This window comes from Bifidobacterium sp. ESL0819 (assembly GCF_052606245.1).
This window is the reverse complement of the sequence record NZ_CP199587.1, coordinates 1,225,946-1,240,284: the sequence shown is the minus strand read 5'-3', so window position 1 is coordinate 1,240,284 and position 14,339 is coordinate 1,225,946. Positions and strand designations below refer to the sequence as shown.

11 protein-coding genes are annotated in these 14,339 nt (G+C 63.0%); 3 read left to right on the top strand and 8 right to left on the bottom strand.

Features of this window, described 5'->3' with window-relative positions; genetic code table 11:
• Nucleotides 1-22 precede the first annotated feature (22 nt).
• The gene (gene hflX / locus ACUIAD_RS05155) at nucleotides 23-1,489 is read right to left on the bottom strand and encodes a GTPase HflX (RefSeq protein ID WP_445343802.1); all 1,467 of its coding nucleotides are present in this window, start codon (nucleotides 1,487-1,489) and stop codon (nucleotides 23-25) included.
• A 223-nt stretch (nucleotides 1,490-1,712) separates the two neighbouring features.
• On the opposite strand from hflX, the gene ACUIAD_RS05150 reads away from it, so the two are divergent.
• The 3 genes from ACUIAD_RS05150 to ACUIAD_RS05140 are packed head-to-tail and all read left to right on the top strand — an operon-like array spanning nucleotide 1,713 to nucleotide 7,350.
• Nucleotides 1,713-2,375, top strand: coding sequence for a class I SAM-dependent methyltransferase (locus tag ACUIAD_RS05150; RefSeq protein WP_445342969.1), 663 nt, complete (start codon nucleotides 1,713-1,715; stop codon nucleotides 2,373-2,375).
• The gene (gene hrpA / locus ACUIAD_RS05145; protein WP_445342968.1) at nucleotides 2,372-6,466 is read left to right on the top strand and encodes an ATP-dependent RNA helicase HrpA; all 4,095 of its coding nucleotides are present in this window, start codon (nucleotides 2,372-2,374) and stop codon (nucleotides 6,464-6,466) included. Before ACUIAD_RS05150 ends, hrpA begins: the two co-directional genes overlap by 4 nt.
• A 50-nt stretch (nucleotides 6,467-6,516) precedes the next feature.
• A complete protein-coding gene (locus tag ACUIAD_RS05140) occupies nucleotides 6,517-7,350 on the top strand; it encodes a hemagglutinin (RefSeq protein ID WP_110451867.1) in 834 nt (277 codons plus the stop codon).
• Between the two features lie 9 nt (nucleotides 7,351-7,359).
• Here ACUIAD_RS05140 and glnA read toward each other — a convergent pair whose 3' ends face one another.
• The 7 genes from glnA to hisD all read right to left on the bottom strand — a co-directional run bounded on the left by glnA (nucleotide 7,360) and on the right by hisD (nucleotide 14,335).
• Nucleotides 7,360-8,697, bottom strand: coding sequence for a type I glutamate--ammonia ligase (gene glnA / locus ACUIAD_RS05135; protein ID WP_110451866.1), 1,338 nt, complete (start codon nucleotides 8,695-8,697; stop codon nucleotides 7,360-7,362).
• A gap of 46 nt (nucleotides 8,698-8,743) precedes the next feature.
• A complete protein-coding gene (gene priA / locus ACUIAD_RS05130) occupies nucleotides 8,744-9,475 on the bottom strand; it encodes a bifunctional 1-(5-phosphoribosyl)-5-((5-phosphoribosylamino)methylideneamino)imidazole-4-carboxamide isomerase/phosphoribosylanthranilate isomerase PriA (RefSeq protein ID WP_445342967.1) in 732 nt (243 codons plus the stop codon).
• Nucleotide 9,476: 1 nt separating this feature from the next.
• Nucleotides 9,477-10,250: an imidazole glycerol phosphate synthase subunit HisH gene (gene hisH, locus ACUIAD_RS05125; RefSeq protein ID WP_445342966.1), complete on the bottom strand. Its 774-nt coding sequence runs from the start codon at nucleotides 10,248-10,250 to the stop codon at nucleotides 9,477-9,479.
• A 32-nt stretch (nucleotides 10,251-10,282) separates the two neighbouring features.
• A complete protein-coding gene (locus ACUIAD_RS05120; protein WP_445342965.1) occupies nucleotides 10,283-11,062 on the bottom strand; it encodes a hypothetical protein in 780 nt (259 codons plus the stop codon).
• Nucleotides 11,059-11,661 carry an imidazoleglycerol-phosphate dehydratase HisB gene (gene hisB / locus ACUIAD_RS05115; RefSeq protein ID WP_110451862.1) on the bottom strand — a complete coding sequence of 201 codons (603 nt, stop codon included), beginning with the start codon at nucleotides 11,659-11,661 and terminating at the stop codon, nucleotides 11,059-11,061. The genes ACUIAD_RS05120 and hisB overlap by 4 nt, the downstream gene beginning before the upstream one ends.
• Nucleotides 11,662-11,792: 131 nt before the next feature.
• The gene (locus tag ACUIAD_RS05110; RefSeq protein ID WP_445342964.1) at nucleotides 11,793-12,941 is read right to left on the bottom strand and encodes a histidinol-phosphate transaminase; all 1,149 of its coding nucleotides are present in this window, start codon (nucleotides 12,939-12,941) and stop codon (nucleotides 11,793-11,795) included.
• Entirely contained in the window at nucleotides 12,938-14,335 is a 1,398-nt protein-coding gene (gene hisD / locus ACUIAD_RS05105) for a histidinol dehydrogenase (protein WP_110451860.1), read from the bottom strand. Before hisD ends, ACUIAD_RS05110 begins: the two co-directional genes overlap by 4 nt.
• Nucleotides 14,336-14,339: the final 4 nt, after the last annotated feature.

Below are 14,339 nucleotides of genomic sequence, written 5' to 3'. Positions count from 1 at the left end.
ATGACCTGAGGCGCACCTGTTCTCAGGAGCTCAGCCTAGCTGTTGGCGTGTCACGACCCGGAGCCTGCGAAGTCTTCTGGTCAACGGCCTGGTCAAGCACAGCGGCCGCCAGCCGGTCGTCCACATCAGCGCTCAGCGCAACCCCGTCGGCTCGGTATTCCAATGATTCCACCCGTCCCAACTTCCGCACCTGCTCCAGCAGGGAGCCGCTGGTGTAGGGCAGGATGGCCTGGACATGCACGGCGGGGGCTGGCAGCAGCTCTTCCACTCGCCTGCGCAGAGACTCCAGACCATGACCCTGCCTGGCCGAAACCAGGAAGGCCTCGGGCTCAAGGTTGGCAAGCCGCAGCCTGGCATCCTGGTCTATCAGATCCACCTTATTGAAAACCAGCAGACGGGGAATGGACTCCGCGCCGGGGATGTCTGCCAGCACAGCATCCACAGCTCTGATCTGACCGAAGGGATCGGGGTGGGAGCCATCCACCACATGAAGGATTAGGTCGGACTGCCCTACCTCTTCCAGGGTGGATTTGAAGGCCTCGACCAGCTGGGTGGGCAGTCGGCGGACGAATCCGACCGTGTCCACGTAGACGTAGAGTCGGCCATCTGCCGCCTTGGTGCGCCTTACAGCCGTGTCCAGAGTGGCGAAGAGGGCGTTCTCCACGAGCTCCTCGGCCCCTGTCAGCCGGTTGGTCAGCGAGGACTTGCCAGCGTTGGTGTACCCCACTACGGCAACAGCCGGCAGCTGATAGCGCCGACGCGATCCACGCTTGACCTGGCGAGAGGGGGCCATCTGAGCGATCTGACGCTTCAACCGGGAAATACGCCGTCGAATGACGCGCCGATCGGTCTCGATTTTGGTCTCCCCCGGGCCACGGGAGCCTATGCCGCCAGCCTGTCCGGCAGCCTGCCCCCCGGCCTGGCGGGAGAGAGATCCACCCCAGCCACGCAGCCTGGGCAGCATGTACTCCAACTGAGCCAGCTCCACCTGGGCCTTGCCCTCACGGCTGGTCGCATGCTGGGCGAAGATATCCAGAATCAGTGCCGTCCTGTCGACCACCTTGACCTTGGTGACATCCTCCAGGGCTCGTCGCTGGGAGGGATGAAGGTCGTCATCGGTGATGATGGTGTCGGCACCCAGCCGTGCCACGATATCTGCCAGCTCACGCGCCTTGCCTGAACCCAGATAGGTGGCCGGATCCGGCTTGACTCGCTGCTGGAGCAATCCGTCAAGCACCTCGGCCCCAGCGGTCCGTGCCAGTGCGGCCAGCTCGCGCAGAGACTCCTCGGCCTGCCCTACCGTGGTCCGCGAACCCGACCAGACGCCAACCAGGACCACCCGTTCCAGACGGACCTTGCGGTACTCCACCTCGGTCACGTCCTGGAGCTCGCCCAGCCCCTCGACATGACGGAAGGCATTGCGCCGGCTGCGCTCCTGCCACTCCTGATCCTGGTCCTGCCCGACCTGCCCTTTACTGCCGGTCAACACCTCGGACTCGGAGGAAAGCGGGTCCTGGCGGGCATCAAAGGCGGCTGAGCCATGCTCTTGGGTCGGTTTTTCTTGGGTCAAAGGCACCTCTGCACTGGTTCTACGAACTAGGGAACGAATCCGGTATAGGCGGAATCATGACACAGTCTTTATTATCATCTTCTTAGCAGACATCAGTGGGCGCCCAAGGGACGGGCAGGCTTCAAAGACGGACGGGATGGACATGACGCAAAGGGACCATGGCAGCAGTCGGAGGCAATCCTCCAAGACCGGGACGTACGGAGGCGAACAGTATTTCGTAGCCCGTCCAGCCTCCCCCGATCAAAGGCGGACCATCCAGGTGGAGCTGGCCGGTCATACCTGCCAGGTGGAGGTTTCCCACGGGGTCTTCTCGGCGGGGAGGCTTGATCTGGGCACTTCGGTCCTGCTCAAACGCGTCCCTCAGCCTCCGTCCGAGGGCGATTTTCTGGACCTCGGCTGCGGATGGGGACCCATCGCCCTAAGCATGGCCATGCAGTCGCCAAAGGCCAACGTCTATGCCGTTGACACCAACCTGCGGGCCCTGGATCTGACCGCCCGCAACGCCCGATCCCAAGACCTTCATGGAGTGCACGCCCTGACTCCGGAACAGGTGCCGGACGATCTGCGCTTCGACCTGATATGGTCCAATCCGCCCATCCGAGTGGGCAAGGCGGCCCTGCACGACCTGTTGATGACCTACCTGCCCAGGCTGAAGCAGCAGGGCCGCGCCTATCTGGTGGTCCAGCGCAATCTGGGCGCCGACTCCCTGATTCCCTGGCTGGCTGATGCCCTGGACTCCGGCTGGACGGCCGAGAAGTATGCCTCGGCCAAGGGCTACCGGATCATCGAGGTAGGCCGGGCATGAAGTTCGAGTATCCCGCCGAACTGCCCATCAGCGCGGCCAAGGAGGATATTGTCCATGCCGTGCAGTCCTCCCAGGTGGTCATCGTCTCAGGACAGACCGGATCTGGCAAGACCACCCAGATCCCCAAGATTCTTCTTCAGATGGGCCGCGGCGACCACGGCCGCCAGATCGTGCACACCCAGCCCAGGAGGATCGCCGCCAGAACAGTAGCCGAACGCATCGCCTCGGAGACGGGCACCAGGCTGGGCGACCAGATCGGCTACCAGGTCCGCTTCACCGACAAGTCCAGCCGAAGCACCCGCCTGCGAGTGGTCACCGACGGCATTCTCCTGGCGCAGATCCAGGGTGATCCCCAGCTGCGGGCCTACGACACCATCATCATCGACGAGGCCCACGAGCGCAGCCTGAACATCGACTTTCTGCTGGGGTATCTGACCGCCTTGCTGCCCAAACGGCCGGATCTGAAGCTGATCATCACCTCGGCCACCATCGATTCGGTCAAGTTCCGCGAACACTTCGCCAAGGCCCTGCACACCCAGGTGCCCGTACTGGAGGTCTCCGGCCGCACTTATCCGGTCCAGACCCTCTACGAGCCCGCCGGATCGGCGCCGGCACTAATGCGGCATGTCCCCGGATTTGACTCCGATGAGAATGGCCAGGACAGGGAGGAGCCGGACCTGCCCAAGGCAGTGGCCCGTGCCTGCGCCGAGCTGGTCATCCATTCCTCCCACGTGGACGGCCCCAGGGACATCCTGGTCTTTGCCGCTGGAGAGCGCGACATCCGCGAGTACGAGACCGCCCTGCGGCGACACTTCGGCCCGCGAACCTCCGATATGCGCCGCCCTGATGCCTTGGAGATCATCCCGCTCTTCGCCCGCCTGTCCGCCAAGGAGCAGCACCGGGTCTTCGAACGACATGGCCATCAGCGCATCGTCATCGCCACCAACGTGGCCGAAACCTCTCTTACAGTGCCGGGCATCCGATACGTGGTGGACCCGGGAATGGCCAGGATCAGCCGCTATTCCAAATCGGCCAAGGTCCAGCGCCTGCCCATCGAACCAATCTCCCAGGCCTCGGCCGATCAGCGGGCAGGTCGCTGCGGGCGCGTGGCCGACGGCATCGCCATCCGTCTGTATGCCAAGGATGACTATGATACCCGTCCCAAATTCACTGATCCGGAGATCCTGCGCACCTCCCTGGGGTCGGTCATCCTGCACATGCTCTCGGTGGGCGTGGCCCATACAGCCGAGGACGTCACTGACTTCGGCTTCATTGATCCGCCCGATACCCGTGCGGTCAGCGACGGTCTGCGGGAGCTGACCGAGCTGCAGGCCATCTCCCGCCGGCAGGGTCTCATTCGGTTGACCAGCCTGGGAAGGCAGCTGGCCAGGATCCCCATCGACATCCGTCTGGGCAGAATGATCCTGCAGGCCGGGCAGGATGCCACCCCGGACACCCTGGCTGCCGTTCTGGTTGTCGTGGCCTTCCTCTCCCTGCAGGACCCGCGGGAACGCCCGGAGGAAAAGCGCGAGGAGGCCGACAGGATCCATGCCCGCTACGAGGACCCCTCCAGCGACTTCCTGACGGCCCTGAACATCTGGAACCGCTTCTTCCCGCAGGACAAGGAGCCCTCCAACGGAGCCCTGCGCAAGGCCTGCAAGCAGGAATACATGGCCTTCCTGCGCATGCGACAGTGGCATGACCTCTACCGGCAGCTGACACAAATGTGCCGGGGACTGCATATGAAGGTAGGCTCCCCGGTCCCCGTCAAGGCACCGGATCAGGCCCTGCTGGCCCTACCTATTGGGCAACAGGCGGCACATGCTCTGGTCTGCTCCTGGGATGATCAAGGCATCCACCGATCCATGCTGGCCGGCCTGCTCTCCAGCCTGGGCATGCAGGTGGTCCACGAACCCAAGGCCTCAGATTTCGCCGGTCTGCACGGCTCGGCACGGGCCAAAGCCATGAAGCGAGCGCGTCGGCAGGCCAAGAACGACTACCAGGGGGCACGCGGCACGCACTTCGCCATCTTCCCCGGCTCTGCCCTCTCCAAGGCCAATCCGCCCTGGATCATGGCCGCCGAGCTGGTGGAGACCTCCCGGCTCTGGGCTCGCTGCTGCGCGGCCATCGATCCGGCCTGGGCCGAACCTCTGGCCAAATCCCTGACCAGGACCACCTATGCCGAGCCCCACTGGTCGGCCTCCCGTGGTGCCGCAGTGGCAACTTCCAAGGTCCTGCTCTACGGTCTGCCCATCGTGCGCGACAGGACCGTCCAGTGGGCTCGCATCAACCCCGGCCAGGCCCGGGACATGCTGATACGCCAAGGTCTGGTCCAGGGCGATGTGCGCGAGCGCTTCCCGCATGACGACTTCATCCAGGCGAACCGGCAGGTGCTCAGCGAAGCGGGCGAGCGGACCAGCAGGACCCGCCAGGTGACCGGCACCGTCACTGAGGAGGACCTCTATGATTTCTACCAGGAGCGAATTCCCCAGGAGGCCACCTCCCTGGCCGCACTGGGCTCTTGGTGGCGGAAGCACCACGATGCAGATCCACATCTACTGGACTTCGATCCTGACAAGGTGGAGCGTCTGAACGACCAGTCCGCCTCCTACCGACCTGGAGACTACCCCGACCACTGGCACACCCTAGGCACCGACGGCCTGCCCATGGATCTGCCCCTGACCTACCGCTACCAGCCAGGAGAGCCGGACGACGGCATCACGATCCATATCCCCCTGCACTGCCTGAATCAGCTGACGCCCGGACAGTTCAGCTGGACTGTGCCCGGCCTTTTGGACGATTTGATCACAGCCACCATCAAGTCCCTTCCCAAGGCCCTGCGAGTACAGTTCGTCCCCGCCCCTGATGCCGCCCGAACCATCCGCGCCTGGATAGACGGTCACTATCCCCTGCTGCCCGGCGCCGATCCCGCTTCGGCAGCACGGGCCACCTACGGATCGGCGGAACAGCCTGCCGAAGAAGATGAGAATGATGCAGGCACCATCCCCGCCGAGGGCTGGCCGGACTTCGAGCAGGCCTTCACTGCCGCGGCCATTGATACTCTCGGAGCCCAGCTGCATCCGGAGGTCTTCACCCAGGCCAGGCTGGAAAGACTGCCTGACTACCTGCGACCAACCTTCCAGGTGGAGGAGGATCGGCGCCACGGCCATGGTTCCGGCCGCAAGGACCGAGGCCACCCCAAGATCCTGGGCCGGTCCAAGTCCTTGACCGATCTGCAACGCGACTTGGCGGGACAGGCCCGACAGTCGGCCCGGTCCCGGGTGGATTCCCAGGCCACCAAGGCCGCCCGTCAGGGCCAGGTGGTCAAAAGCGTCGATCTGCTCCACCAGTCCGGTGCCACGACCAGGCCACGGGAGGAGCTGATCTGGCAGGCCGCACTGGACAAGCTCCGCCTGCCCGCCCAGCGGATATCCTCCCGCTGGCTGAGCAGAGAGACCCTGATGCTGGCCTCTGCCCCTTACCCGGATACCTCCGCCCTGGCCGAGGACCTGCAGCTGGCTACTGTAAAGCGCCTTATTCCGCATACCGAGGCCGTTACCGACGACCGAACCCTGCAGGAGGCCGTAGCCAGCGTCAGTCAGGTCTACGAGGACACCGTCTACCAGGTGGCCAAGGATGTAGTCGCCATTCTGGAGACCTACGCCAAGGTGGACAAGGCCGTATCAGGACCGGCTGATCTCCCTCTGCTCTCGGTCCTGCAATGGATACGCCAGCATTTGGCAGGGCTGATGGCCAAGGGCTTCATCGGTGCTGATCCGCCCTATGCTCTCCCTCGCCTGTGCACGTATTTGAAAGCCGACCTGATGCGTCTGGACAAGGCCCGCAGGGACAAGGACCGCGACGTACGATGGGCATGGCAGGCGCAGACCGCTCAGGATCTGGTGGACCAAGCGGTCAAGACGGCCCAGGCTCTCCCCGCCGGGCCAGGACGAGATGATGCCATGGACCGCGCGCGAAGGGGACGCTGGATGATGGAGGAGTACTTCGTCTCCATTTGGGCTCAGGAGCTGGGAACGGCCATCCCTGTCAGTCTGCAGCGAATCAGAAAGGCGCTGGAAGAGAAGCCATGAGCACAAAACCATGGAGGCGAACACGCAGAAGCGGCGCTAAGGGCAGAAGAATGACCCTCAGCCGCGCGCAAACCCTAGGGGCCGCCCTGATGGCCGCGGTCTTGGTGGTCGCCCTGTGCATCCTGGCAGTCCGCTTCGTCTCCTACCGGTTGATGGTCAATCGCGTCGTCAGCCACCAGGAGCAGCTGTCCCAGGAGTACGTCTTCAACCCAGGCAGAATCATCACGGACCATCGCTTTCATGACATCGTCGATATGAACACAGACGATGTCCAGGCCTTCTTGGATCAGAAGGGAGCCGCATGCAACGGGTCCACCTGCCTGCGCAGCCTGCACATGGATGTCCCCGACCGTCCCGGTGACGGTCTATGCGATGCATACAAGGGCGGTAAGGGACAGAGCGCGGCCCAGATCATCGACGGAGCTGCTCGTGCCTGTGGGATCAGTCAAAAGGTCCTCTTGACCATGCTGCAAAAGGAACAGCACCTGGTAGCCACCGACCAGCCCGCCACACAGGTCCAGCTCCAGTCAGCCATGGGCCTTTCCTGCCCTGATGATGCAGAATGCGACACCCGTTACGCCGGATTCTTCAACCAGGTCTACGGGGCCGCCCACCGATTCCGCTACTACCAGGCCCATCGGGACCAGTATCCCTACAAGACCAGGGCCCTGAACGATGTGCGCTTCAGCCCCGATGCCTCCTGCGGCAGCGGTCAGGTCTATATCGAGAACGATGCCACTGCCCTGCTCTACATCTATACGCCCTATCAGCCCAACGAAGCAGCGCTGCGGGCAGGCGGCGGCGAGGGCAATCACTGCTCAAGCTATGGCAACCGCAACTTCGTCATGATCTACAACAGCTGGTTCGGCCGATCGGACCAGTAGGTCCCGGGTTCAAAGCCTGGGCAGGTAGTAGGCCAGCTCATAGGGGGTGACCTGCCGGCTGTATCCGGCCCACTCCCGGTGCTTGTTGCGCAGGAAGTACTCGAAGGTCTGCTCGCCCAGCACCTGGGCCACGAAGTCCGACTTCTCCATGACCCTGAGCGCCGCGTCCAGGCTGTCGGGCAAAGGCTCGATGCCCATGGCCTGCCGCTCGGCGTCGGTCAGCTCCCAGACATCGTCGCTGGTGGGCTCGCCCAGGGTCATCTTCTGCTCGATCCCGTCCAGCCCGGCAGCCAGCAGCACCGAGTAGGCCAGGTAGGGATTGGCCCCCGGATCCAGCCCGCGGAACTCCATCCTGGCCGAGTTGCCCTTGCCGGGCTTGTACTGAGGGATGCGCAGGAGAGCGGATCGGTTGTTATGCCCCCAGCAGACGTAGCTGGGCGCCTCGGCTCCGCCCCAGAGACGCTTGTAGGAGTTGACGTACTGGTCGGTCACCGCGCAGATCTCGGCCGCATGGGCCAGGATGCCTGCGGCGAACTGCCTGGCCGTCTGGGACATGTTGAACTCCTGACCCACCTCGTAGAAGGCATTGGCGTCCCCTTCGAACAGGCTCAGATGGGTATGCATGCCCGATCCGGGCTGGTCAGTGAAGGGCTTTGGCATGAAGCTGGCATAGATCCCCCGCTCCAGGGAGATCTCCTTGACCACGGTCCGGAAGGTCATGATGTTGTCGGACGTGGTCAGGGCGTCGGCATAGCGCAGGTCGATCTCGTTCTGTCCTGGTCCGGCCTCGTGGTGGGAGTACTCCACCGAAATGCCCATCTGCTCCAGCATGTTGACGCAGGCCCGGCGGAAGTCCATCCCCGGGCTACGGGGCACATGATCGAAGTAGCCGCCCTCATCGATGGGGGTCGGGGTCTGGGACCAGTCCTCCTGGTTCTCGAACAGATAGAACTCGATCTCCGGGTGAGTGTAGAAGATGAAGCCCTTCTCCTTGGCCTTGGCCAGCGCCCGCTTGAGCACGTGCCGTGGGTCACCGCTGCTGGGCTCGCCATCCGGGGTGAGCACGTCGCAGAAGATTCGCGCCGTGCCCTGCGGTCCGCCTCTCCAAGGAAGTATCTGGAAGGTGGACGGATCGGGTTTTACGATCATATCGTCCTCGGAAACCCTGGTCATGCCCTCGATGGCTGAGCCGTCAAAGCCCAGCCCCTCCTCGAAGGCCACCTCCAGCTCGGTGGGCGCTATGGCCACTGACTTCAGCGTGCCTAAGACGTCGGTAAACCAAAGACGAATGAACCGGACATCGCGCTCCTCGACAGTGCGCAGCGCGAACTCCTCTTGCTTATCCATAGAGCTCATGCTCCCATTCCTATATTTCGCAGACTTGCTTATAGCGTTAACAATGACCCGAGACCAGGTCCAGCGCCTGCTCCAGGGTGAAGGCGCCCTCATAGAGGGACTTGCCCAGAATAGCGCTGTCCACGCCCCGATCGGCCAGGTTCATGATCCTGCTGAGGTCATCCAGGCTGGATATGCCGCCCGAGGCGGTCACCTTGGCTGGAGTCCGGTCAGCCACCTGGCCCAGCAGGTCCAGATTGGGGCCTGTCATCATCCCGTCGCGGCTCACGTCGGTAACCACGTAGCGGCTGCACCCATCCCTGTCCAGTCGCTTCATGGCCTCGAAAAGATCCCCGCCCTGTCTGGTCCAGCCCCGGGCGGCCAGGGTGTGTCCGCGCACGTCCAACCCCACGCAGACCTTCTGACCGTAGCGGCTCAGGATCCGACCGGTCCATTCCGGATCTTCCAATGCTGCAGTGCCGATATTGACCCGTGTGGCACCGGCATCCAGGGCTGCCTCCAGACTGGCATCGTCGCGGATGCCGCCGCTGAGCTCGATCTTGACGCGATCGCCCAGCTCGTTGACCAGAGCGGCCAGCTTGTCACGGTTGTCTCCGGTGCCGAAGGCCGCATCCAGGTCGACCAGGTGGAGCCACTCGGCACCCTGATCGACCCAGGCCTTGGCAGCGTCGGCAGGCTCCCCGTAGACTTTTTCGGATCCGGATACCCCCTGCCTGAGGCGGACCGCCTTTCCGTCACGAACATCGACAGCAGGTAGGAGCGTCAGCATCTCATTCACCTTTCTCGGACGGAAGCGTGGAAGATCCGGGAAGGGTTCGCACCCAATTGGTCAGCAGCCGTGCACCGGCCTGCCCGGATTTTTCAGGATGAAACTGAGTGGCGCTCAAGGGACCGCATTCATAGGCAGCCACGAATCTGCTTCGTCCATAGTCGGCCCAGGTAACCAGCGGCCTACTGAAAGATGCGCCTTGTGAGGTCTTGTCAGACTCTAGCTGGACTGACCCTGGCCGGATTTCGCCCTTTCGATCCACTGCCGATACACGCAAGGATGGATCGATCTGCGACCCGCTGGCGTAGTCTTCCCCCTGCGCCGCCATGGCGGCATAGGAGTGGACGAAGTAGAAACGCTGATCCTGGACTCCCGCTAAAAGTCGTGTTTCCTGAGGCGCCTGGACATGGTCCCAGCCCATATGGGGCACCACGTCGGCGTCAAGCTTGGTCACCCGACCGGGGATCAGGCCCAGACCGGGCTCGCTGCGACCGTCCTCGTCCCCGAACTGGAACATGACCTGGAGGCCTATGCAGACCCCCAGAACCGGCAGACCCTGGGCCAGGCGATTCAGAATGATCCGATCGCCACCGACAGCGCGCAGCCCCGCCATACAGGCCCCGTAGGCACCCACGCCGGGAATGACCAGGCCATCGGCCTTCATGGCCAGGTCCGGATCAGCGCTGATTCGCGCATCAACCCCAAGCTGGGAGAGGGCATGCACCATGGATCTGACATTGCCGAATCCATAGTCAAACACCTGTATCCTGGTCATGTTCCTCCTAGCCAAACCTTTTACCTGAACATTTACTCCACGCGACCCTTTCGAGTCGATCCTCCGGCCCCGAACCTGGTGTGCGAGGCTATGATGCCCATAGCCTTCTCGCGGTCGTACTCTCCTGAATCGAAGATGGTGGCCCCATCCTGGCGCAGCCTGTCCACCGTGGTGGTCCCGATCATCAGATCCTCCACAAAGTCGGCGGTGGCGGCAAAGAGAATGGGCGGCGCAAGCGTCTGCCCTGATTGTCCGCTGATCCAGAGGGTCGCTTCGAGCTTGTCGGCCCGGTTGACCGCCAGGATGGCGCTGAGCCCGGATACGACTGTAGTCAGATCGCGGATGGCCGCCTCTGGTCCGCCACCGTCCAGATTCCTCAGGACGGCCACGGCGCCTTCGCGGGCTTGGACGCACCAGGCAGAGATATCGGATATCTGGCAGAAGGCTGCGAGAAGCTCTGCAGAAGCCAGGCGGGTCACCATGACGGCGGCCTTGGCACGGTTGCCGATCAGACCTTCAAGCTCCTGATCGAAATCAGCGGCAACTCCATGGGCCTCATCCGGTTTCGCCGAGGATTCGTCAGCGGACCCTGAATTGAGCCCGGTCTCGTTATCCACGACTGATCCGGAGCTTCCGGCAGGATCCACACTGGAATCGCTCCTGGCAGGATGATCCACTTGGTCCTGGTTCTCATTGAACTCGGCCTCAAAGCTGGCCAGGGCCCGCTCGACCTCCTCCTCGCTCAGATGATGACCGGAATCCGGCAGGTCCTGATCCTTGCTGTCCCTGTCCTCGTGCTCATCGGCGCTCATAGCGACCCCTTGGTACTGGGGATGCCCTTCACCCTGGGATCAGGCTCCACAGCGAAACGCAGAGCCCTGGCCAGGGCCTTGAACTCAGCCTCGGCGATATGGTGCGGATCCCTTCCCGACAAGAGGGTCAGATGCAGGCAGATGTCGGCATGCAGAGCGATGGACTCCATGACATGCCTGACCAGGGAGCCAGTGAAATGCCCACCGATCATGGCGTACTCGAACCCTTCCGGTTCGCCGGTGCAAACCGCATATGGCCTGCCGGAAATGTCGACCACGGCTCGCGCCAAAGCCTCGTCCAAGGGCACGGTGGCATCAGCAAAGCGCTTGATGCCTCGCTTGTCCCCCAAGGCCAGGGCCAAGGCCTCGCCAAAGACGATGGCCACGTCCTCGACAGTGTGATGCACGTCGATCTGGGTGTCACCGCTGGCCTTAATGGTCAGGTCAATCAAGGAATGCCTGCCCAGGGCCGTCATCATATGGTCATAAAAAGGAACCGAAGTGTCGATATCGGTCACTCCTGTGCCATCCAGGTCCAGACTCAGGCTCACCTTGGATTCACTGGTCTGGCGGGTGATGGTGGCTGTTCTGCCTGCCATTGCTGCTCCTCCGCTTTCTGCCGCACACTCCACTTGCGCCACGGGCCAGAAAGCCATCGAGTCGGCCCGCACTGTATCTTCTGCACGGCGTCTAGACCACCAGCATAGCCGGGCCGCTGGTCCGCATCCTTTTAGAATCGCTTGAGGACATCGACCAGGGTTCGGCGGAATTGATCCATCTCTGCGTCCGTGCCCATGCAGACCCTCAGGTAGCCCTGAGGACCCACGGCCCGGATCAGTACGCCTTCGTCCTTCATGGACTCGAAGACCGCATCGCGGTCAGGAAAAGTGCCAAAGAGAATGAAGTTGGAGGCCGAAGGGACTACGGTCAGCGGCTGATCATGAAACTTCTGCCCAGCCAGCCACTCAGCGGTCTTTCGACGGGTCTGGCGAAGCTGATCCACCCGAGCCAGCTGGAGGTCCGTATGCTCCAGGGCAGCCAGGGCCGCAGCCTGGGTCAGGGCACTCAGATGATAGGGCATCCGAACGATGCGGACCGCGTCGACTATCCCCCTGGATGCAGCCAGGTAGCCCACCCTGGCTCCGGCGAAGGCGAAGGCTTTGGACATGGTCCGGCTGACCGCCAGGTGATCGTACTGCCCGACCAGACTGACCGCTGAGGGCGTGCCCGGGTCACGGAACTCGATGTAGGCCTCATCCACGACCACGATGGGCCGGGCGAACGGATCCGCGCCCGATACCGGGACCGTAGAGCAGACCTCCAGGAGCCGGGTCAGCTGATCCATGGGCAAAGGCGTCCCTGTAGGATTGTTGGGGCTGGTCACCAGAACCATGGCTGGCCCCAAAGCCTTGATGCGCTCGATGGTCGTATCCATATCCAAGCTAAAATCAGGCAGTCGGTGAACCAGATTCCAGTCAGTGAAGGTGTCTCTGGCGTACTCGGGGTACATGGAATAGGTCGGGTCGCAGCCCATTGCGGTCCTGCCCGGCCCTCCGAAGGCCTGGAAGAGCTGGAGCATGATCTCATTGGAACCGTTGGCTGCCCAGATCTGCTCAGGCTCAAGCGAGGCCCCTGATTCCTTCTTGAGATAGCCGGCTAGGGCCCGCCGCAGATCCACATGCTCCCTGTCCGGATAACGGTTGAGGCCGGGCGCCATCTGGCGCACGCGCTGGCAGATGGCCTCGACCACCTCCTGGTCCAGGGGGTAGGGGTTCTCGTTGACGTTCAGGCAGACTGGAACGTCCAGCTGGGGAGCGCCGTAGGGCTCCTCCCCCGCCAGATCCGTACGGAGAGGAAGATCGGCAGGTATGGCACTCACCGCAGACCAGCCTTCTCTTCGTTGGCCTCCAGGTCGGCCTTGTCGTAGGGGTCGTCCAGGAACCGGCTCAGGATGCATTCGCCATGGGCGGGCAGGTCCTCGGATACGGCGAAATCATTGATCTTGGCTGCAATGGGCTTGAGTCCCTCTTGGTCGTACTCAATGACTTCCACAGGCTTCATGAAGGTGTGGACGCCCAAGGCTACGTCGAATCGGGCCGTGCCGCCAGTGGGCAGAACGTGATTGGACCCGGACATATAGTCGCCCAGGGGCACAGGAGAGTATGGGCCGCGGAAGATAGCGCCGGCATTCCGAATTCTGTCGATGACGGCATCAGGATCAGCTGTCTGAACCTCCAGATGCTCGGCGGCATAGGCATTGGCCACGTCGATGGACTGGTCGATCCCGTCGGTCAGGATGATTCCTGACTGGTTGCCGCCTAGGGAGGTGCGCACCCGGTCGGCATGCTCAGTTCGAGGCACCCTGCGTTCCAGAGCCTCCTGCACACCCTGAGCCAGTTTCTGGCTGTCAGTGATCAACACCGAACCGGCCAGCTCGTCATGCTCAGCCTGACCGATCAGGTCTGCCGCAACCCAGTCTGGGTTGGCCTGCCCGTCGGCAAGAACGGCGATTTCCGTCGGTCCGGCCACAGCGTCGATGCCCACCATGCCGGAGACCATCCGCTTGGCTGTTGCCACAAAGATGTTGCCCGGGCCGGTGATCTTATCGACCGGATCACAGAGAATCTCTCCGTCCTGCGGCTCGGATCCCCTGGCCCCGTACGCGAACATGGCCACGGCCTGCGCGCCGCCCACGGCATAGACCTCGTCCACTCCCAGGATGGCGCAAGTGGCCAGGATGATTGCCGCTGGCAGACCGCGGGGGTCATCAGAGACGGGCGGGGTGGCTACAGCCAGAGAATCGACACCGGCCACCTGGGCTGGCACAGCATTCATAATGACTGAGGAGGGATACAGGGCCTTGCCTCCGGGCACGTACAGACCAACCCGTTCGACCGGGATCCACCTTTCGCTGACCCGGGCGCCAGAGGCTAGATCGGTAGCCAAGGGTTTGGGCACCTGGGTGGTGCAGACCTTGCGAACGCGGGCAACGGATTCCTCTATTGCTGCCCTGACCCTGGGATCCAGCTGCTCAAGGGCCTCCTGCATGGCCGATGCCGGAACCCTCAAATCATGAGGACGCACATGGTCGAACCTCTCCTCCAGGTCGCGCAGGGCCGCAGCCCCATGCTCGCGCACCTGGTCCAGTATGGGCTGCACCTGGGCGCTGGCCTCCCGCGTGCCCATATCGGCTCGGGGCATGGCGGCGAGGAGTTGGGCGCGGGACATGGTTTTCCCACGCAGATCCATGGTTCTCATCATGAGCTTTGACATACTT